Source organism: Marinobacter similis, from assembly GCF_000830985.1.
Lineage (GTDB): Bacteria > Pseudomonadota > Gammaproteobacteria > Pseudomonadales > Oleiphilaceae > Marinobacter > Marinobacter similis.
On the sequence record NZ_CP007151.1, the window covers coordinates 3611459 to 3629830 of the forward strand.

An 18372-nucleotide genomic window follows, 5' to 3' on the forward strand; every position below is an offset into this window, starting at 1 on the left:
AAGGACGGATTACCGCTTTCGAAGCAGGGTATCCACCTCCGAAAAGGTGCGGGCGACAAAGCGGCCAGTGTCCGGCAGGTCTCCATCGCGTACCAGCCAGGCCGTCTGCATTCCGGCCGTTTCGGCTGCCTCCAGTTCCGCCTCAACGTCGGACAGGAACAACACCGTGGACGGCTCTACCCCCAGCTCACCGAGGATCGCCTGATACGACCCGGCTTCTTTCTTGCCGCCAACCCGGGTATCGAAATAGCCGGAGAAGTACGGGGTAAAGTCGCCCGCGGTTGTATAGCCAAAAATCAGCTGCTGGGCTTTGACCGACCCGGAAGAATATACGAACAGACGCAGGCCCCGATCATGCCAGCGCTGCAGGTAATCGGCGGCATCATCGTAGATGTGGCCCTTGAGCACGCCCTGCTGATAGCCCTGCTCCCAGATCAGACCCTGAAGAGTCTTCAGCGGCGTTTCCTTGCGATCCTCACGAATCCAGGCCTGAAGCGTGTCGATCAAGCCATCAATGTCGCCACGATCAACGCCCGCGGTGGTCGCTACCGCATCCAGTTGCTCCGCCACCAGCGGGTTGTCCGCGTGCTGAGTCCGAACAAAGTCAGCCAGGTGCTCGCTGGCATACGGAAACAGGACATCGTGAACGAAGGAAATCGAACTGGTGGTGCCTTCGATATCGGTCAAAACAACCCGAATCATTCGACCGCCCCCGCCAAGGCTTCGTAACGGGGCAACCGTCCGGCGATGTCTTCGCCAGTGAAGTCGGCAACCCAGCTTCCGGATTAGTAAACAGACGAACGCAGGTAAACGCCGGTTCCGGCCCCATATCAAACCAGTGCCGGGTGCCATTCGGCACACTGATCAGATCGTTCTTCTGGCACAGCACCGCCAGCACCTGGTCACCAAAGTGCAGATAGAACAGCCCCTGCCCTCGAACAAAGAACCGCACCTCGTCTTCGCTGTGGGTATGCTCATCGAGAAATTTCTGGCGGAACGCCCCTTTCTGCGGGTTGTCCGGGTTCAGGCTGATTACGTCGCAGTCTGGAAACCGTTCTCGGCTTTCAGAGTCGCGATTTCGTCCTGGTAAGCCGCCAGAATGTCTTCTGAGGAGGCATCGGCCGGCAGGTCACGGGTCGGCCACTGTTCAAAGCGCACACCGTGCTGGGCCAGCAGGTCGCGAATTTCCGACGGGTTGTCGGTTACCGTATGGGCCGTCGCTGGCTGGCTTTGATCAAAAACACTCAAGGTAGTCATGGGTGAACCCTCATGGTTTCAAGCTCACATTCAAACAGAAATTCGAAGGCTTCGACATGGCGCAGGCAATCGGCCATGGTTTTGCCCCAGGTGTAGAGGCCGTGACCGCGAATCAGGTAACCGGGCTGGTCCGGATGGGCGCTGAACCAGGCTTTGGTGTCGCGGGCCAGGGCGTCGATATCCTGGGTATTATCGAACACCGGAACGGACAGCACCGACTCATGGGTATCGACACCGCTGAACGCCTTTTGCAACTCGTAACCTTCCAGCACCAGCGGCTCACCCGCTGCCAACAGACGGCTCAGCACCGTGGCCTTGACCGAATGGGTGTGCAGCACGGCGCCGACCTCCGGGAAAACCTCGTACAACACCGTGTGCAGACGGGTTTCGGCGGACGACCGGCAATTGCTCTGCACCGGCTGACCGGCCAGATCCACCACCATGACGTCGCCCGCGCCCAACTGCCCCTTGTGACGACCGGATACGGTGATCGCAATGTGCTGGTCATCAACGCGCGCGGAATAGTTGCTGCTGGTAGCCGGTGACCAGCCTCGCTGATACAGGAACCGACCGGCCTCGACGATCTCGTCGGCCGCGATGGCATATCGGGTTACATCAAACACGGATTCTCCCTCAGGGTTTGACGCCCCTTTCGAGGCGTTCGCGTGAGGACATTATAGGGATGGTGAGGCGGCCCGCAAATGGTGGCGCGCGGCAATCAGATCGGCGACCACGGAGATGGCAATCTCAGCGGGAGTCTTGCTGGGAATGCTGACACCAATAGGGGCGCGCAACCGGTCCAGAGCCTGTTGATCCAGGCCCAGGGAGGCCAGCCGGGCACGGCGGGCGTCTGACGTTTTCTGGGATCCCATAGCGCCAACATAGAATGCGGGCGTCGTCAGTGCCGCCAGCAGGCCCATGTCATCAATGCGCGGATCGTGCGCCAGAGCGAGCACTCCGGACCAGGGATCAGCGAAGTGCTGGGCCACGAGGTCATCCGGCAACTTCCGGTTCAGCGGAATATGAGGATAACCCCAGCCTTCGGCAAAGGCATCCCGAGGCTCACAAATTGTCACGTCGAAATCGGCCGCCCCGGCAAACTCCGCGACATAGCGGGCAACCTCACCGGCGCCGATCAGCAACAGCCGACACTCAGGCTGCAGCACCTGCTCCAGGCATTCGCCATCGAAGTTTACCGACGAACCGGGCTGACCCACGGCTGGCTCAAGCTCCGGGGGCGCATCCAGACGAACCCGCCGCAATACTGGCTCGCGGCGATCCAGCGCCGACGCCAGGGCAGCAACGTGCTCAGCGGCTTCAGCACTTTGAAGTGGCTCTACCAATAACCGGATCCGGCCACCGCAGGGGAGCTGAAAGTTATCGCGATCGTCGTCGGTGATGCCATAGTCAATGAGCACTGGCTGCGCAGGCCCATCGCTGGCAGTTCGGCGTAGCAAGTCCTCTTCCAGACAGCCACCTGACACCGACCCACTCCAGCGTCCGGACTCGCTGACCGCCAGCCACGACCCTACCGGCCTTGGCGACGAGCCCCAGGTTTCAACAATGGTGCAGAGCCAGACTCGCTCGCGCTCACCTGCACCTCCCCCCTTACCTTCGCCCTCGCCCGCGCCTATACCGAGCCAGCGAGCAACATCATGAATGACCGAGGAATGGCCGGAGGTTAGTGAGCGCGTGTTCGACATATCAGGCATCCGCCGTTAAAGGCAGGGAACGCTGACGCTGCCCTGTGAGCGCAAAAAGCGCGTTACCAAGAGCAGGAATCACCGGCGGCACGCCGGGCTCACCTACACCGGTCGGCGACGCCTCGCTGTCGACGATATCCACCATCACCTCCGGGCGTTCGTACTGACGCATCAACCGGTAGTCGTGGAAATTGCTCTGCTGCACCTCGCCTTGCTCCAGGGTAATCTCGCCATACAGGGCAGCGGTCAAGCCGAACAGGATGCCGCCCTCGATCTGGTCCTCGACGATTCTCGGATTCACCACCTGGCCGCAGTCAACGGCGCAGGCGACCCGGTAGACGCGGATTTCACCGTGCTCGATACCGGCTTCGACCACTTGGGCAACGTAAGTGCCAAAACTCCGGAACAAGGCAATACCCCGAGCCCGTCCTTCGGCCAGAGGTTCACCCCAGCCCGCCAATCTGGCGGCACGATCGAGCACCTCCTGGTGACGTGGCTCCTTAGCCAGCAGTTTGCGGCGGAACTGGTAGGGATCCTCACCCGCCTCGTGGGCAAGCTCGTCCATGAAGGTTTCAACCGCAAAGCCATTGTGGGAAAAACCAACCGAACGCCACCAGGTCACCGGTACCCCGGGATCGGTATGGGTGTGACGGATATCGATGTTGCCCACACCGTAGGGGTATTCGATTGCGCCTTCGATGGCGGACATATCCTTGGGCGTAGCGATACCTTCGAACATCAACCGGCAGAGCCCAGGCTGTTGTATAGGAATTTGGGTGCCCAGGGATACTGGGCGGGCGCGGCGTTGCGCACGTACCAATCGAGAATCTGGGGGCCGACAACCTGATGGTGCCAACCGGTCAGCTCACCGTCCGCCAGCGACGCTTTCATCCGGTGCAGCATGGCGGGCCGGAACAGGTCGTGACGGGTATCCTCTTCCCGGGACCAGATCACCTTAACCGGCTTGCCAATCTTGAAGGAAACAGCAGCCGCCTCCTCAATGAAATCCTGAGTCAGCCGGCGCCCGAAGCCACCACCGAGAAACGTAGTGTGGATAGTGACGTCGGCTGGGGAAAGGTCAGTCACCCGTGCCACGGCGATCTGCCCAAGATCAGGAGCCTGGGTCGGCGCCCACACTTCGGCCCGGTCACCCTGGTACCAGGCTGTTGCATTCATCGGCTCAAGGGTGGCGTGGGCCAGGTACGGCTGCGCGTATTCGGCAGAAAGTACCGTCGACGCGGCTTCGGCGGCGTCATCAAAATCGCCTTCACTGCGCTCGGACTCGCCCGGGTCTTCATCGGCGGCCTTACGGTATCCCTCAAAGACGTCACTGGTGGACAATGACAGGGCGTCGGAAAAATCCCAGCTGACACTCAGTGCAGCCTGGGCTTTCCGTGCCCGCCAGTATTTATCGGCGACCACGGCGACGCCTCGCTCAATCTCGACCACATCGACAACGCCAGACATGGCCCGGACTTCGTCGCCGTTAAAGCTGTCAACCCGGCCGCCGTAACGGGGTGATCGAGTCACCACGGCGTAAACCTGCCCCGGCAACTCCACATCGATACCATACTCGGCGGTGCCGGTGGACTTGGCCCGGGCGTCCAATCGATTGCCTTGCTTGCCAATAAGCTTCCATTCACTGCGCGGCTTGAGCGCAACCTCGCCCCGGATCACTTCCTTGGACGCCAGCTCTACCAACTGGCCGTAGCGTAGGGAGTCAATTCCATTCGGATGTACCACATGGCCGTCTCGAACCGTGCAGGCATCGGCTTCCACCTTCCAGATTCTAGCCGCGGCCATTTTCAGCATCTTCCGGGCGGAGGCCCCGGCGGTACGCAGCGGCTCCCAGCTTGTGGCAATGCTGGTACTGCCACCGGTGAGCTGCAGTTTGTAGAGGGGGTTGCGGTATTCCGGTGCCGCCGGCGCAAACCGTGGCGTGATGGCGGCGGGCTCCACCTCCAGTTCCTCGGCAATCAGGGTAGTCAGTCCGGTGTAGGTGCCCTGCCCCATTTCTACCCGTGCCAGGGTAAAGTAGATTTCATCGTCACGGGTAAGCTCGAGCCAGGCGTCTGGCTTCCACTCGCCAGTTTCAGGCTCATAGCCGGTTTGCACGCTAGCGCAGCCGGGCAAAGACAACGATAGCATCAAGCCGCCAGAAGCACCGGCTCCCGCTTTCAAGAACGCACGTCGGTTCATGGTCATGTTACGCGCCCTCCTGCTGATCCGGACGCGAATCGGCGGCCACTGACTCCACCGCGGCAATGATCCGGGAGTAGGTGCCACAACGACAGATGTTGCCGGTCATCGCGCTGACAATATCGTCGCGGGAAGGCGATGGATTGCTAGCCAGCAAGTGGGCAGCACTCATGATCTGCCCGGACTGGCAATAGCCACACTGTGCACGCCCTGTTCGATCCAGGCTTCCTGCAGCGCGTGCAGACGATCCTGGTCGCCCAGGCCCTCTATCGTGGTGACCTGAGCCCCGGCAGCCAGCTCAACGGGAGTTGAGCAGGAACGCACTGGCTGACCATTAAGATGCACCGTGCACGCGCCACACAGCCCCGCGCCGCATCCAAATTTTGTGCCTTTCAGCCCCAGTTCATCCCGAACCACCCACAACAGGGGAGTATCTCCCTCCACGTCGAGCACACGCTCCACGCCATTGACCATCAGGCTCACCGCCATGTCCTTACTCTCCGTTATACGCTCCCGGCTTATCCAGGCGCACAGTGTTATTGTTTGATTACCCCGGGTGCGTCCGAAGCGAACCGTTTACTTAACGACGTCTTCGCCTTCCTTGTTGACCCAGATTTTACGTTCACCGCCTTTCATCTGGCCGTTGGAGTCCCATACTTCGCGGTTCTCGGTAGCGCCTTCCAGCTCGCCGTTGTCATTCCAGATAACCCGATCCTGACAGCCAGCCAGTGCGACCACAGCAAATATCATCAATACCAGTTTCTTCACCTTGCATACCTCTCAGGGGTCATTTGAGTAATCATCGGTGGGGGCGAAGCGATTATCGCCGGCTATGAAGCTCACGGTTGTGCTGTTTGTCCCGATCGCCCTTGCGAACCATGACATAGACAGCGCCTGTACCACCATGGTGTTTTTGGGCCGAATGAAAGGCCATGACGTCGTCGAGCTCCGGAAGCCACTTGGCCAGGTAACTTTTCAGCTGGGCAATGCCATCGGGATTTCGCTCGCCTTTACCGTGCAGAATGATAACCGAGCGCAGACCATAGCGAACGCAGTCGCCAATAAAGCCAAACACTTCCCGGCGGGCCTGCTCAACGGTCATCCGATGCAGGTCCAGTCGTGCCTCAATTGGGTACTGTCCCAGTCGCAGCTTGCGAAAGACACCGTGCTGGATGCCAGGCGTTGCCAGGTCAGAACATCGTGGGCCGTCAGCGGCTCCACCATATCGGATGTTAGTGGGTTGCTGTCCTTGACGGCCTTGGCCACGGCTGCACGCTGGCGCTCCAAATGGCCAGGAGTGAGATCCCTGGGCGTCTGGACTTCCGCACGGTTGGGCTTCTTGATCCGTCGGACATCTTTCATTTCTTCAAGAAAGCTCAGGCGTTCTTCTTTAGTCGTCATGGCAGTGCTACTAGTACCTAATGAGTTCGGGAACTTTACCACCCGCTCCGCTTACCATAAAGAATCGTCGCGCGGCCTCAACTTTTACTTCAAACTCTTGCCGTTCGGCGTTCATTCAGTGAACTACACTGGAAACGGAAACATCACTGAAGCAAAGGCTCCCTCCATGGCAGCAGCAAATCCGGACAGCTCCCGACCACAGAATACGCGTGCCATCATGGCGTTTCTCCGGGAACATGCCCCTTTCTCCAGCATGGACGATACCCACCTCGCCCATTTCGCCGAGCATGCGACCCTGCGTTTCTATGCCGATGGCGATGAAGTCATCTCGCCGGACGACGGCATCATTAAACGATTTTACGTAGTCAAGCAGGGACGGATTCGCGGTGAACGTCATAACGCAAAGGATGACCGAACCGACACTACGTTTGAGATCAGCCTGGGCGAGTGCTTTCCCCTGGCCGCGCTGATCGGTGAGCGACCTACCAGAACCCTGCACCGGGCCGCCGGCGACACCTTCTGCCTGAGCATCGAACAAGACGCCTTCATCACCCTGTTTTCCGCCAGCGACTCATTCCGGGATTTTTGCCTGCGCGGCGTCAGCAGCCTGCTTGATCAGGTAAACCAGCGCATCCAGTCCAGCGCCATGGCGTCCATCGGCTCTAGCAATTCCCTGGATACACCACTGGAACGCTATGCGCTCAGAAACCCCATCGTCTGCTCGCCCGATCTGCCAGTGGAAAAGGCGGTGGCGCGAATGCATGAAAACAGCGTCGGCAGCATTATTGTCACCGATGACAACCGGCACCCCACCGGCATTTTCACGCTCCGGGATCTGCGAACTCTGATCGCCGAGCACAAGGCGCCGCTGGATGCGCCCGTTCGCCAGGTTATGACTCAGGATCCTATCTGCCTGCCGGCCCACGCCGATGCCTTCGAAGCGGCGATGCTGATGGCAGAGCATCATTTTGCCCACCTGTGCGTGGTGGACGATGAACACTGTCTGATCGGCGTGGTATCCGAGCGCGACCTGTTCTCCCTGCAGCGGGTGGATCTGGTCAATTTGGCCCGCACCATCGGCACCGCAACCCATTTGCGCACCCTGGTCAGCCTGCGGGCCGACGTCTCCCGCCTGGTCGATGCCATGCTGGCCCACGGTGCCGACTCGGGCCAAGTGGTGAAGATCATCACCACACTGAACGACGTTACAGTGCGCCGAGTGCTGGAACTGAACATCAAGAAAAACGACCCGGGCATCCCCTTCACATGGTTGACCTTCGGCAGCGAGGGGCGCCAGGAACAGACGCTGCTGACCGATCAGGACAACGGTATCCTGTTCGAGACGCCGGAGGGGATGACAGAGGATCAGGTACGGGAAAAGCTGCTGCCGTTCGCGCAGACCGTCAACCAGGAACTGGCCGAGTGCGGTTTTACCCTGTGCAAGGGCAACATCATGGCCAGCAACCCAAAGCTGTGCCTGAGCGCTGACGAGTGGGACGACTGGTTTATCCGGTTTATCGATGCCTCAACACCCCAGAACCTGGTCTACTCCTCGATCTTCCTGGACATGCGAGCGGTGTTCGGACCGACAAAACCGCTGGAGGAGTTGCTGGACAAGGTATTGTCCCGCATCCGCAAGAACGCCCTGTTCCAGAAGATGCTGGCCGGCAACGCATTCCAGCGGAAACCGCCCCTGACCATGTTCCGTAACTTTCGCTACGTGACCGATGGCAACAAACAGGCTCTGGATCTGAAGCGCCAGGGCCTAGCACCGTTCGTAGAATCGGTGCGGGTATTTGCCCTGGCCAATGGGGTGGGCACCGCCAACACCTTAGAGCGGATGGACGAGCTGGCCAAAAAAGGCGTTTTCGACCCGAAAGATGCCAATGCCTGGAAAGAAGGCTACAGCCTGATCCAGGCCATCCGCATGCGCTCGCACCAGGAGCTGCTGAATCGCGGTGAGGAACTGACTAACCTGATCGACCCGAACGACCTGAATCCCCTGGATCGTCGCATTTTGAGGGAATCCTTTCGGCAGGCCCAGCGCCTGCAACAGAAGCTGGAATTAACCTATCAACTCTAACCGCAACGCTGGGGGCGGGGCCTGACCATGCTTGAGCAAATCAAACAATGGCTGGATCGGCGCCGGGGAGGCCGGGGTAGCCATCTCGATCTGGACAACCTGCCCAAAGCCAAGATCCCGGGCGACCAGTTGCTGTCCGATTGCCGGCTGATTGTCCTGGACCTGGAAACCACCGGCCTGAATACCGCAAAGGATGAGGTCATTGCCATCGGCGCTGTCGCCATCAGCGGCGGCGCGATCCAGCTCAGCGACCAGTTTGATTTGATCCTGAAACGACCGGAGCTCGATATCACCGAAACAGTACTGATCCACGGCATAGGCAATGAAGCCCTGACCCAGGGCCATGAAACCGAAGACGCTTTGCTTTACCTGCTGGAATGGATGAACGGCGATCCGGTGTTGGCGTTTCACTCCGCCTTCGACCAGAAGTTTCTCGAGAAAACTCTCCGTAGCCAGCTTGGCTATACCGCCAGCCACACCTGGATGGATGTCGCCGACCTTTTACCGGTGTTCTTCCCCAAGGCAAAACCGGGGGGCAAGGGCCTTGATCACTGGAGCGACTTTTTCGGCCTGGAGGCCAGCGCCCGTCACAATGCCGCAGCTGATGCCCTGGTGACCGCAGAACTGACGCTGGTGGCTTTGAACCGGGCCCACAAGGACGGCGTGAAGACCCTCCGCCAACTGCACGACAAACTGCACTACCATCGGCGCCTTCAGAACATGCATCGCTTCTGAAACAGGCCCAATCCAGCTGACCAAAAAACAGTTGAACCTCGGGCAAATTACTGAGAATTAGACCTTTTGCCAATATCCATAAAGCACTTGACAGGTAAAGTCAGAGAGGACAACAAGTCGGAGCTTTACTATATGAACAACAAATGCTCTATCCGAAAAACCCCATATAAAAACCGCTCGTTCGCCAAAACAAAAACACAGGAGTGAACCTATGTCAGGTCATAGCTACGACGCTGAAAACTATTGGAAGGCAAACCTGCGCCTGATTATCGGAAGCCTGGTCGTTTGGGCCCTGGTTTCTTACGGCTTTGCGATTCTGCTTCGCCCCATGCTCGCCGGTATTCCCATCGGCGGAACCGATCTGGGCTTCTGGTTCGCCCAGCAAGGCTCAATCCTTACGTTTATCGCCCTGATTTTTCACTACGCGTGGCGCATGAACAAAATCGATGAAAAATTCGGCGTGCATGAGGAGTAAGAACCGATGAGCCAATTTGCTATCAACATAATTTTTGTAGGGGGCTCGTTCCTCCTCTACATCGGTATTGCGATCTGGGCAAAAGCCGGCAGTACCAAAGACTTCTACGTTGCCGGCGGCGGCGTGCACCCGATCACCAATGGTATGGCTATCGGCGCTGACTGGATGTCCGCAGCATCGTTCATCTCCATGGCGGGCCTGATTGCCGCCGGCGGTTACGCCAACTCTACTTTCCTGATGGGCTGGACTGGCGGCTACGTGCTGCTTGCCATGCTGCTGGCTCCCTACCTGCGGAAGTTCGGCAAGTTCACCGTACCCGAGTTCATCGGTGATCGCTTCTACAGCAAGAACGCACGCCTGGTGGCGGTTCTCTGCCTGATCGTTGCTTCGGTGACCTACGTTATTGGTCAGATGGCGGGCGCCGGCGTTGCCTTCTCGCGGTTCCTTGAGGTCGACGCCACCCTGGGTCTGATCATTGCCGCCATTGTGGTCTTCATTTACGCCGTTCTCGGTGGCATGAAGGGCATTACCTACACCCAGGTGGCGCAGTACTGCGTTCTGATCATTGCCTACACCATTCCTGCGGTGTTCATTTCGGTCCAACTGACCGGCAACCCGATTCCCGGTCTTGGCCTGTTCTCCACCCACGTGGACTCCGGCGTGCCGCTGCTCACCAAACTGAACCAGGTCATCACTGATCTCGGTTTTAACGAGTACACCGCGGACGTCGACAACAAGTTGAACATGGTGCTGTTTACCCTGTCACTGATGATCGGTACTGCAGGCCTGCCCCACGTCATCATTCGCTTCTTCACCGTGCCGAAAGTTGCCGATGCGCGCTGGTCCGCCGGCTGGGCCCTGGTATTCATCGCCCTGCTTTACCTGACCGCGCCGGCTGTTGCTTCCATGGCACGCCTGAACCTGATGACCACCATCTACCCGGATGGCACTGCGGCCGCCCCGATTGAATACGACGAGCGCCCGAATTGGGTCAGGGAATGGGAAGTCACCGGTCTGATCCAGTTCACCGACAAAAACGAAGACGGACGCATTCAGCTGTACAATGACAGCCCGGCGTTCGAATCCGAGGCGCAATCTCGCGGCTGGGAAGGCAATGAACTGGTGGTCAACCGGGACATCCTGGTACTGGCCAACCCGGAGATTGCCAACCTGCCAGGCTGGGTTATTGGCCTGATTGCAGCTGGTGGTCTGGCGGCCGCCCTGTCCACGGCGGCAGGTCTGTTGCTGGCAATATCCTCGGCCATCAGTCACGACCTAATCAAAGGCTCGATCAATCCCAACATCTCCGAGAAAGGTGAACTGCTGGCAGCACGGATATCCATGGCCGTCGCAATCGTGGTGGCCACCTGGCTAGGGGCAAATCCGCCGGGCTTTGCAGCCCAGGTGGTGGCATTGGCGTTCGGTATTGCCGCAGCGTCGCTGTTTCCGGCCCTGATGATGGGTATCTTCTCCAAGCGGATTAACAACACCGGCGCCATTGCCGGCATGCTGACCGGTCTGGGCTTCACCCTGGCGTACATCTTTGTGTACAAGGGTTGGCTGTTCATTCCGGGCACCAACAACCTGCCAGACACACCGGAGAACTGGGTACTGGGCATCTCTCCGCTGTCCATCGGCGCGGTTGGTGCAATCGTCAACTTTGCGGTAGCCTTCGTGGTATCCAACGCTACTGAAGAGCCGCCCGTTGAGATTCAGGAGCTGGTTGAGAGCGTCCGTTACCCACGTGGTGCGAGCCAGGCTCAAGACCACTAAGCTACACGCGACCTGATTCAATACATTGACAGGTTGTACTGAACGGGCTTCCTCGCCGAGGGAGCCCGTTCTTTTTTGAGGAAACGTTTTTATGTTCTGGACCTTTGTCGCCACTGTTTTCTGTGGCCTGGGCGCCGCCGGGATTGCCCTCGGCATTCGTGCGGCCACCCGCAATCACGCTCCCAAGTGGATCATCCCGGCGTTTGCCGGCCTGGGTATGCTTGGTTACCTGATCCACGGTGAGTACACCTGGTACGACCACAAGAAAGACATGCTCCCCGAGGAAGCGGTGGTCGTCGACACCGAAACCGATGGCATCCTTTGGCGCCCCTGGACTTTTGCTTTCCCCTATGTGACAGCCTTTTCCACCGTCGACACCGAAAGCATCAGCCAGGATACAGCCAACCCGGACATCGTCCGCTTCACGCTGTACCGTTTTGAACAGAAGTTGACGGACGCGATCTCCCACCGGGTCCATATTCTCAACTGCCAATCCCGGGAACTGGTGCCACTGGGCTCTGATGGCACACCCCGAGTCGATAACATGAAAATGCTCGACACCACGGATAGACTGCTGACAACCGTCTGCACCAGCTAATATGACGACTCCAGAATGCCTGCAACCGAGAGAACCGCGTATCCATGATTAGTGCCTGGCTGCTGGTTTTAATTTCCATCACCTACATTTCGGTGCTGTTTGTCATCGCCTGGGCCGGTGACAAACACCCCGGGCTTTACCGGCGCAGGCTCGCGCGCTCGCATATCTACGCGCTGTCCCTTGCGGTGTATTTCACCTCCTGGACCTTTTACGGCGCGGTTGGCCGCGCCACCCAGGAAGGGCTGGGCTTTCTCCCCATCTACCTTGGTCCCTTGCTGGTGTTTATCTTTGGCGCCCCCTTGCTGCGCCGGATCATCTACATCAGTAAGCGCAACAACAGTACGTCGATAGCCGATTTCATTGCCTCGCGCTATGGCAAGTCCCAATCACTTGCCGCCATGATCGCAACCTTTGCACTGATTGGCAGCGTTCCCTACATTGCACTGCAGCTTAAAGCCATATCCATGGGCTTTAACGTACTTTCGGAAACCGGACCAGGTATTCACATAAGCAGCAGCGCGCCCTGGGCCGACTCGGCCTGGTACATCACGCTGGCACTGGCCGTGTTCACCGTGTTGTTCGGCACCCGTCACCTCGAATCCACAGAGCACCATCGAGGCATGATTCAGGCGGTGGCGTTTGAGTCCCTGATCAAGCTGGTGGCGTTCGTGGCCGTGGGCCTGTTCGTTGGCTACGGACTCTACGGCGGCTTTGGTGATCTGCTCGGCCGGGTGCAGGAAGCCGACCTGATTGGCACCCTGACCATGGACGGTGTTGAAGCCCCGGCATTTATCACCCAGACCCTGGTGGCGATGCTGGCTATCATCTGCCTGCCGCGACAATTCCACGTCATGGTAGTCGAAAACACCGATCATCGGGATTTCGAAGTCGCACGCTGGGCTATGCCCATCTATCTGATTATTGCCAGCGCCTTTGTGCTACCAATTGCCGCCGCTGGCCTGCTCTCGCCCGGGGGCGTGACCGGTAACCCCGACGTTCTCATTCTGCAACTGCCGATCCAGGCTGGTGAGAAATGGCTCGCCATTCTCGCCTTCCTGGGCGGCGGCTCAGCGGCTGCGGCCATGGTGATTGTCTGTTCGGTGGCCATCGCTACTATGGTCAGCAACGAAATCATCATGCCGGCGCTGTTGAAATTTTTTCGGCCCGGAATGAACCGCCGCACCGACCTCAGCCACCTGTTGTTAAGAATCCGCCGGGTTGCCATTTTTGTGGTGCTGCTGACCGCTTACGGCTTCTACCGCATGGCCAGCGAAGACTACAGCCTGACGGCGTTTGGCCTGTTGTCCTTTGCCGCTGCCGCGCAGTTTGGCCCAGCTCTGGTCGGCGGTATCATCTGGCGCGGGGTAACTACATGGGCGCGGTCTGGGGATTGGCACTGGGCTTCTTGATGTGGTGCTACACCCTACTGTTGCCGGCCCTGGCAACTACCGGCTGGATGACCGACACCCTGATCAACCAGGGCCTCTGGGGCCTGGGTTGGACTCGCCCGACGGCACTGTTCGGCTCTGACTTCGACCAGATCAGCCACGGCATTATCTGGAGCCTTGGCATCAACACCCTGACCTACGTGCTTCTGTCGCTGCTGACACGTCAACGTGTGCGAGAGAAGATCCAGATCGCGTCGTTCTTCCATGACCCACAACCCAGGGCCGAAACGCCTCAGCACCAGAGCTGGCAAGGCGAAATCCTGACCTCGGATCTGCAAGCATTAACCGACCGATTCATGGGTGAAGAGCGGTCCGAGACTATTTTGCGCAATTACGAACGCCGCAACGCCATTCGCCTGCACCCTCAGCGTCCAGCCTCCAATCACCTGATGAAGTACATTGAACGCCAACTTGCCTCGGTGATTGGCGCCTCCACGGCGAGGGTGGTCCTGGAATCCACACTGACCGGCCGCGACATGCAGATCGAGGACGTCGTCAGTATTGTCGACGAAGCTTCGCAGGCCATGACTTTCAGCCGGGAGTTGCTGCAATCGGCTATTGAGAACATTCGCCTTGGGGTATCCGTGGTCAACCACCAGCAGCAACTGGTGGTCTGGAACCAACGCTATCTGGAGCTGTTCACCTACCCGAAAGGTTTCGTGCGGGTGGGTCGGCCAGTGGAAGATCTCATGCGCTATAACCTGACCAACGCTAACCTGTCAGCCCGACGCATTGATGAAATCATTGCCGACCGCTGCGGCAGCATGCGTCAGGGCGAGCCCATGTCGTACGAGCGCCAACGCCTGACGGCACCGTGATAAGGATTGATGGCAGCCCCATCCCCGGTGGAGGCTACGTCACCACCTTCCAGGACATCACCGCCATGCGCCGGACTGAGCAGGCGCTGAAGGAAACCAACATCTACCTTGAGCAGCGGGTCAAAGAGCGTACCCAGGAACTGCAGGTCATTAACGAGCAGATGTTGAAAGCGAAATCCGTTGCGGAACAAGCGAACCAGAGCAAGACCCGCTTCCTGGCATCGGCGAGTCACGACTTGCTTCAGCCCCTCAACGCTGCCCGATTATTCACCTCAGCGCTGGCCGGAAAGGCTCCAGTGGGCGAAGAAAAGGATCTGGTTAATCACATCGACAGCTCCCTGGGTGCCGCCGAGGAGATCATCAGCACCCTTCTGGACATTTCCAAGCTGGATGCCGGTGCGCTTGAGCCAGACATTGGCGTATTCCCGGTGAACGACATCCTGCGTCACCTGGCCACAGATTTCTCGGCGATCGCCAAGGATCAGGGGCTGGAACTGCATGTAGTACCCAGCACCGCGTGGGTACGGTCTGACGCCAAGCTGTTGCGCCGGGTGGTGCAGAACTTCCTCTCCAACGCCATTCGCTACACCCCAAAGGGTAAGATCCTGCTCGGTTGCCGACGCCTGAGAGGCTTTCTCCGGATTGATGTCTGGGATACTGGTCCGGGCATTCCGGAAGACCAGTTGGCGCACATCTTCGAGGAATTCCGCCGCTTCCAGACTGGCCGCGACAAAAAAGGCCTGGGTCTTGGCCTGGCCATCGTGGACCGGATCAGTGGCATGCTCGACCACCCGATCACCGTGCATTCCATTCAGGGTCGTGGCAGCCTGTTCGGCATTACCGTCCCGCTGGCGGCACCGGAACAGATACCCGCCGCCGCTCCACAGCCCGCAACCGGATCGCGTCGGGTTTCAAGCCTTGGCGGCCTCCATGTGCTGTGTATCGATAACGACCCCGCCATTCTCCAAGGCATGGTCGCGCTGCTGGGTAACTGGAAGTGCGATGTCACCGCCGCAGAAAGCCTGGATGACGCCACCGAGCAGCTCAACGGCCATGCTCCTGAGATCATCCTCGCCGACTACCAGCTGGACGATAACAAGAACGGTCTGGATGCCATGGATAGTCTGAGAGCGGCGTTGAGCGAGAATATTCCAGGAATCCTGATTACCGGCTACATGGCGCCGGAAGTGCGGGAAGATGCCATTGCCAGGGGCTACCATCTGCTCTATAAACCTGTGAAGCCCGCTGCACTGCGGGCCCTGGTCAACAAGTTGCTGAAGCAGAAACGGTCATGAGCGAATCCAGCTACCGAGGGGACGCCTTTCACAAACTGACGTACCTGGTCATCGACGACTTCGAAAACTTCCGTCTGTCCCTGCGCCAGATGCTTCGAGCCTGCGGGGCCGACCGGATTGAACTGGTCGGCAACGCCGAGCAGGCGATCAAATACTGCACTTACAATCATGTGGATGTGGTGCTGTGCGACTACAACCTTGGTGAGGGCAAAAACGGCCAGCAGGTGCTTGAAGAGCTGCGCCACAAGAACCTGCTGAGGCGCTCATCGCTGTTTCTGATGGTCACTGCAGAAACCTCCAAGCAAATGGTGATGGGGGCACGGGAGAACCAGCCCGACGGCTATCTGACCAAACCCATCAACCGAGCCTTGCTGGAGCAGCGTCTGATCACACTGATTGACCAACGCAAGGCACTGTTGCCGATTAACCGGGAAATCGACCGGGAAAATTATCCAGAAGCCATCTCGCTCTGCCTCCAAGCCCTGCCCCGGAATCCCCGCCATAAGACCTGGCTCTTGAAGACACTGGGTGATCTCTACTTCCGCCTGGGAGATTTGAGCCACGCTGCCAAGGTCTTTGACGACGTGCTGCAACAGCGGGAACTGTCCTGGGCAAGGCTCGGGCGCAGCCAGGTGTTGCTGGCTAATCGCAGCCACGATCAGGCCGTCGCCAATCTCAAGCAACTGATCGATACCCACCCCGATTACATGGAAGCCTACGACCTGCTCGCCGACGGGCTGCGCCAGCAAGGCAAACTGTCTGAAGCACAGCGGGTACTCGAGCAGGCCACCGTGCAATCACCCAATGCCCTGCTTCGGCAAAAGCAGTTGGCGGAGGTTGCCGAAGCCAATCAGGACATCGGCACTGCGGCCGATGCCTGGCGCCGAACAGTATCACTCGGTACCCACTCGATACACGACAGCGCCGATCATTATCTGGCCTTGGGACAGAGCCTGTCAGAACTGAGTGAGGACGAAGACAGTGGTCAGAGCGTCGAACACGCAACCGAGGCCTTGGAAATCCTTGGCTCCATGGAGAAGCGCTTTGCCGACCAGCCGGCAGTGAGCCTTCGCAGCCGAATTGTTCAATGCCGAGTGCTGTTTGGACAGGGACAGCATCGAGAGGCAGAGGCACTGCAAAGCAGTCTTAAGGCGGAGTTCGACAGTAACCCTCTGATCGATCCCGACATCAGTCTGGACTATGCAAAGACCCTGTTTCGCATTGGCAGTGACGGTGACGCCAAAGATCTTCTGGGCCGCCTCGCCGAAGAGCACAGCAACGAGGCAGAGCTCCTGAAACGCATCGAAGCTCTGCTGGATGAGCCGGTCGGATTCCGCCAAAAACTAAAGGCTCGAAACCTGACCAGAGATGGCATAAAAGCGTTCGAGGCCGGCGACCTCGCTGCCGCGGCCGCAGCGTTTACCGAAGCGCTCGCAGTGGTCCCGAACCACACCTCGGTGAACCTGAATCTGGTTCAGGTGTTGCTGAAAATCTACGAGGCAGATCCAACCAGTCGCGAACCGCTGGAACAGTGCCGGGCAAGACTGGACCGCCTCCAGGGATTGCCGGAACAACATCGACAACATCGGCGCTATATCGCACTGAGCCAGAAACTGAAGGGATTAACCGCATGACCGATAATCCCAAGGACTTCACCAACCTCACCAACCCGACCAATGACAGTGACCAGAGCATCGACTTTTCGATGGTCCTGGCCTCAGCCGTCCATGATATGAAGAACTCTCTGGGGATGCTGCTGAACTCCCTGGACGAGCTAAGAACCGAGCATGGCTCAACTTTCAACGGCTCGCCACGCTTTAACTCCCTGCAGTACGAGGCCGAGCGCATGCACAACGATTTAGTGCAGCTGCTGGGCATCTATCGTCTCGGCGAGGAGAACCTGTCGGCGCATCTTGAAGAACATTACCTGCGACTTCCTGGCCGAGCACATGGCGCGCCATGTACCCCTACTCCAGGGTCTGGGTATAGAAGCCCTAATCGATGCCAGCGACATCACCGGTTTCTTTGATGCAGACCTGTTGACCGGGGTGTTGAACAACACCATAAACAATGCCCTGAGATACACCAGGAACAACATTCGCCTGACAGCCGAGACTCGTGAGGGTTACCTGGTAATTGGGGTGGAAGATGATGGTGAAGGCTATCCAGAGAGCATGCAACACACAGGAACCCTGAGCTTTAAATCCCTGGACTTCAACACCGGCAGCACCAGCCTGGGGCTGTTCTTCGCATCCTCGGTTGCCCGGCTGCACCGGGAAGGTGACAGAACCGGTTCCATCAAGCTGCACAATGGTGGCCAGTTCGGTGGCGGCGTTTTTGAGATCTGGCTGCCCTGAGCAATTCACATTTCTCGGGCATGACGTCTCTTGGTTCACTTCCAAGAAAACCTGCCAGCCAGTGCAACCGTTTGTTTTTTATTTATACGTTATCGTAACCACCCCTTGCGCTGAACTAGATGAAGAGTTCAACTAAACCCATGGGTACAGTCACACTACGGACAATGTGTTAGACAGAAGGGAAGCTAGGTATTTGACCTACTCCCTAATGCGATACAAAAAAATAGATT

18 protein-coding genes and 3 pseudogenes are annotated in these 18372 nt (G+C 58.5%); 11 read left to right on the forward strand and 10 right to left on the reverse strand.

Annotated features, from left to right (window positions below; translation table 11 throughout):
- Positions 1 to 9: 9 nt before the first annotated feature.
- From mtnC to AU14_RS22265, 10 genes and pseudogenes are all read right to left on the reverse strand, one after another.
- Positions 10 to 702: an acireductone synthase gene (gene mtnC, locus AU14_RS16660; RefSeq protein WP_041342715.1), complete on the reverse strand. Its 693-nt coding sequence runs from the start codon at positions 700 to 702 to the stop codon at positions 10 to 12.
- Positions 699 to 1257: pseudogene (locus tag AU14_RS16665) on the reverse strand (1,2-dihydroxy-3-keto-5-methylthiopentene dioxygenase). Before AU14_RS16665 ends, mtnC begins: the two are co-directional and overlap by 4 nt.
- A complete protein-coding gene (locus AU14_RS16670) occupies positions 1254 to 1880 on the reverse strand; it encodes a methylthioribulose 1-phosphate dehydratase (RefSeq protein ID WP_041342718.1) in 627 nt (208 codons plus the stop codon). Before AU14_RS16670 ends, AU14_RS16665 begins: the two are co-directional and overlap by 4 nt.
- 51 nt (positions 1881 to 1931) lie before the next feature.
- A complete protein-coding gene (locus AU14_RS16675; RefSeq protein ID WP_094191247.1) occupies positions 1932 to 2960 on the reverse strand; it encodes an XdhC family protein in 1029 nt (342 codons plus the stop codon).
- A 1-nt stretch (position 2961) separates the two neighbouring features.
- A complete protein-coding gene (locus tag AU14_RS22255) occupies positions 2962 to 3699 on the reverse strand; it encodes a molybdopterin cofactor-binding domain-containing protein (RefSeq protein WP_269079071.1) in 738 nt (245 codons plus the stop codon).
- Positions 3699 to 5165, reverse strand: coding sequence for a xanthine dehydrogenase family protein molybdopterin-binding subunit (locus AU14_RS16680; RefSeq protein ID WP_269079072.1), 1467 nt, complete (start codon positions 5163 to 5165; stop codon positions 3699 to 3701). The genes AU14_RS22255 and AU14_RS16680 overlap by 1 nt, the downstream gene beginning before the upstream one ends.
- A 1-nt stretch (position 5166) precedes the next feature.
- A pseudogene (locus tag AU14_RS16685) lies at positions 5167 to 5648 on the reverse strand ((2Fe-2S)-binding protein).
- A gap of 87 nt (positions 5649 to 5735) precedes the next feature.
- A complete protein-coding gene (locus tag AU14_RS16690) occupies positions 5736 to 5927 on the reverse strand; it encodes a membrane lipoprotein lipid attachment site-containing protein (protein ID WP_041342721.1) in 192 nt (63 codons plus the stop codon).
- Between the two features lie 52 nt (positions 5928 to 5979).
- Positions 5980 to 6348 (reverse strand): DNA endonuclease SmrA, encoded by a 369-nt coding sequence (gene smrA / locus AU14_RS22260; protein WP_330217995.1) that lies wholly within the window; start codon positions 6346 to 6348, stop codon positions 5980 to 5982.
- Positions 6258 to 6560 (reverse strand): Smr/MutS family endonuclease, encoded by a 303-nt coding sequence (locus tag AU14_RS22265; protein ID WP_236744174.1) that lies wholly within the window; start codon positions 6558 to 6560, stop codon positions 6258 to 6260. Before AU14_RS22265 ends, smrA begins: the two co-directional genes overlap by 91 nt.
- Positions 6561 to 6726: 166 nt before the next feature.
- Here AU14_RS22265 and AU14_RS16700 point away from each other — a divergent pair, with 166 nt between their 5' ends.
- The 11 genes and pseudogenes from AU14_RS16700 (at position 6727) to AU14_RS22290 (ending at position 18142) form a co-directional block, all read left to right on the forward strand.
- Complete coding sequence (locus AU14_RS16700) at positions 6727 to 8643, forward strand: DUF294 nucleotidyltransferase-like domain-containing protein (protein ID WP_041344073.1); 1917 nt, start codon at positions 6727 to 6729, stop codon at positions 8641 to 8643.
- A 27-nt stretch (positions 8644 to 8670) separates the two neighbouring features.
- Positions 8671 to 9378, forward strand: coding sequence for a 3'-5' exonuclease (locus tag AU14_RS16705; protein WP_041342724.1), 708 nt, complete (start codon positions 8671 to 8673; stop codon positions 9376 to 9378).
- 211 nt (positions 9379 to 9589) lie between these two features.
- Complete coding sequence (locus AU14_RS16710; protein ID WP_041342727.1) at positions 9590 to 9853, forward strand: DUF4212 domain-containing protein; 264 nt, start codon at positions 9590 to 9592, stop codon at positions 9851 to 9853.
- Positions 9854 to 9859: 6 nt separating this feature from the next.
- Complete coding sequence (locus AU14_RS16715; RefSeq protein ID WP_041342730.1) at positions 9860 to 11626, forward strand: sodium:solute symporter family protein; 1767 nt, start codon at positions 9860 to 9862, stop codon at positions 11624 to 11626.
- Positions 11627 to 11717: 91 nt separating this feature from the next.
- Entirely contained in the window at positions 11718 to 12224 is a 507-nt protein-coding gene (locus tag AU14_RS16720) for a hypothetical protein (RefSeq protein WP_041342733.1), read from the forward strand.
- A 44-nt stretch (positions 12225 to 12268) separates the two neighbouring features.
- Positions 12269 to 13633: an SLC5/6 family protein gene (locus tag AU14_RS22270; protein ID WP_236744175.1), complete on the forward strand. Its 1365-nt coding sequence runs from the start codon at positions 12269 to 12271 to the stop codon at positions 13631 to 13633.
- 563 nt (positions 13634 to 14196) lie between these two features.
- A pseudogene (locus AU14_RS23520) lies at positions 14197 to 14513 on the forward strand (PAS domain-containing protein); the annotation flags it as partial.
- A gap of 138 nt (positions 14514 to 14651) precedes the next feature.
- Positions 14652 to 15785, forward strand: coding sequence for an ATP-binding response regulator (locus tag AU14_RS23525; protein ID WP_330217996.1), 1134 nt, complete (start codon positions 14652 to 14654; stop codon positions 15783 to 15785).
- The gene (locus tag AU14_RS16730; protein WP_041342736.1) at positions 15782 to 17419 is read left to right on the forward strand and encodes a tetratricopeptide repeat-containing response regulator; all 1638 of its coding nucleotides are present in this window, start codon (positions 15782 to 15784) and stop codon (positions 17417 to 17419) included. Before AU14_RS23525 ends, AU14_RS16730 begins: the two co-directional genes overlap by 4 nt.
- Entirely contained in the window at positions 17416 to 17814 is a 399-nt protein-coding gene (locus tag AU14_RS22285) for a hypothetical protein (RefSeq protein ID WP_236744176.1), read from the forward strand. The genes AU14_RS16730 and AU14_RS22285 overlap by 4 nt, the downstream gene beginning before the upstream one ends.
- Positions 17735 to 18142 (forward strand): sensor histidine kinase, encoded by a 408-nt coding sequence (locus AU14_RS22290; protein WP_236744177.1) that lies wholly within the window; start codon positions 17735 to 17737, stop codon positions 18140 to 18142. Before AU14_RS22285 ends, AU14_RS22290 begins: the two co-directional genes overlap by 80 nt.
- Positions 18143 to 18372 lie beyond the last annotated feature (230 nt).

What these genes read in the sequence shown, in the direction of transcription:
- mtnC (WP_041342715.1), bottom strand. Translation starts at nt 702, where the DNA reads ATGATTCGGGTTGTTTTGACCGATATCGAAGGCACCACCAGTTCGATT.
- AU14_RS16675 (WP_094191247.1), bottom strand. Translation starts at nt 2,960, where the DNA reads ATGTCGAACACGCGCTCACTAACCTCCGGCCATTCCTCGGTCATTCAT.
- AU14_RS22255 (WP_269079071.1), bottom strand. Translation starts at nt 3,699, where the DNA reads ATGTTCGAAGGTATCGCTACGCCCAAGGATATGTCCGCCATCGAAGGC.
- AU14_RS16680 (WP_269079072.1), bottom strand. Translation starts at nt 5,165, where the DNA reads ATGACCATGAACCGACGTGCGTTCTTGAAAGCGGGAGCCGGTGCTTCT.
- AU14_RS22265 (WP_236744174.1), bottom strand. Translation starts at nt 6,560, where the DNA reads ATGACGACTAAAGAAGAACGCCTGAGCTTTCTTGAAGAAATGAAAGAT.
- AU14_RS16700 (WP_041344073.1), top strand. Translation starts at nt 6,727, where the DNA reads ATGGCAGCAGCAAATCCGGACAGCTCCCGACCACAGAATACGCGTGCC.
- AU14_RS16705 (WP_041342724.1), top strand. Translation starts at nt 8,671, where the DNA reads ATGCTTGAGCAAATCAAACAATGGCTGGATCGGCGCCGGGGAGGCCGG.
- AU14_RS16710 (WP_041342727.1), top strand. Translation starts at nt 9,590, where the DNA reads ATGTCAGGTCATAGCTACGACGCTGAAAACTATTGGAAGGCAAACCTG.
- AU14_RS16715 (WP_041342730.1), top strand. Translation starts at nt 9,860, where the DNA reads ATGAGCCAATTTGCTATCAACATAATTTTTGTAGGGGGCTCGTTCCTC.
- AU14_RS16720 (WP_041342733.1), top strand. Translation starts at nt 11,718, where the DNA reads ATGTTCTGGACCTTTGTCGCCACTGTTTTCTGTGGCCTGGGCGCCGCC.
- AU14_RS22270 (WP_236744175.1), top strand. Translation starts at nt 12,269, where the DNA reads ATGATTAGTGCCTGGCTGCTGGTTTTAATTTCCATCACCTACATTTCG.
- AU14_RS23525 (WP_330217996.1), top strand. Translation starts at nt 14,652, where the DNA reads ATGTTGAAAGCGAAATCCGTTGCGGAACAAGCGAACCAGAGCAAGACC.
- AU14_RS16730 (WP_041342736.1), top strand. Translation starts at nt 15,782, where the DNA reads ATGAGCGAATCCAGCTACCGAGGGGACGCCTTTCACAAACTGACGTAC.
- AU14_RS22285 (WP_236744176.1), top strand. Translation starts at nt 17,416, where the DNA reads ATGACCGATAATCCCAAGGACTTCACCAACCTCACCAACCCGACCAAT.
- AU14_RS22290 (WP_236744177.1), top strand. Translation starts at nt 17,735, where the DNA reads ATGGCGCGCCATGTACCCCTACTCCAGGGTCTGGGTATAGAAGCCCTA.